Raw genomic sequence first — 1,120 nt, forward strand, 5'->3', positions numbered from 1 at the left:
GTCGCGGGGGTCCGCCTCCTGGTGACGGGCGGCGAGCCGGTAGGCCTCGACGCCCGTCATTCCGAGGACGCCGACGAGGTAGTCGACGACCTCCTCGGCCGCGATCCGCATGGCCAGGTTGAGATCCGCGTGGACCCCCACGCACCAGACGTGATCACGGTTCTCCGCGCGGGGGAACTTCAGGGCGCCGCCCTTGTGCACGAAGAACTGCACGGTCACCGCCATCGAGTGCTCGACGGCGGTCTGGTTGACCTCGCCGTGCCCCTGCGCGCCGTGGGTGTCGCCCGTGTAGTACATACCGCCCGGCTGGAAGACCGGGAGGTACAGCGTGGACCCCGCGACGAGATCGCGGAAGTCCATGTTGCCGCCCCACCTGCCGGGCGGGTTGGCGGAGACGGCGCCGACCCCGGTGGGCGGCGCGACCGCCATGATCCCCGCGAACGGCCTGAAGGGGATCTCGATGCCGCCCTGGAAGGCGTAGAACCGCTGCTCGGGATCGAGCCGGAGCAGGCGGGCGGTCCGCCGCTCCAGAAGATCGCCGAGGACCCCGAGACCGGGGCCGCTGCTGTTCACGCCGTAGGGAACGCGCGGCGAGACATCCAGAACGCGGATCTCCAGCACGTCGCCCGGTTCGGCGCCCTCGACGCCGATCGGCCCCGTGAGGACGTGGCCGCTCGATCCCTCCGGACGCGGCATCGCCGCCACCTCCAGCAGTTCGGGCAGCACCTGGTCGGCGGGCACCCCCAGTGCCCTGAAGTAGGCGATCGGGCCCTGGGAAGCGGTCGCCCCGGTCCAGCTGACGGTGTTGATGGTGACGCACGCGCCAGGCTTGACGGTCAGGACGGGTTCCGAGTCGGGGACGAAGAGGCCCCAGCTCGCGGTCTTTCGACTGGTCTCCAGTACCACTGCCTTGGGGAAGCGGGATCGGAGCCTGTCAGGCATCTCACTCATGCGAGACGTCCTTTCTCGTTTTCGGCGTTCAGCCTTGCCGCCTTGTGCGGCCTTGCAGGTGAGACCGTCCGTTTTCGTCCTGGAGGCCGGGACGGGCGACGAGGCTCAGGCCGTGGAGGCCCTGGAGGCGTCCCTGGAGGGCGAGGACATCGACATCGCGTTCAACCCC

Annotated in this window: 1 protein-coding gene; it reads right to left on the bottom strand. The window is 69.8% G+C overall.

Annotated elements, in window-relative coordinates; translation table 11 throughout:
• A partial coding sequence (locus AB0C69_RS42495; RefSeq protein WP_360362678.1) for an acetamidase/formamidase family protein occupies positions 1 to 951 on the bottom strand: 951 nt, incomplete at its 3' end.
• Positions 952 to 1,120 lie beyond the last annotated feature (169 nt).

The sequence above is a fragment of the Actinomadura sp. NPDC048032 genome, assembly GCF_040653175.1.
In the GTDB taxonomy this organism is placed as follows: domain Bacteria; phylum Actinomycetota; class Actinomycetes; order Streptosporangiales; family Streptosporangiaceae; genus Spirillospora; species Spirillospora verrucosospora.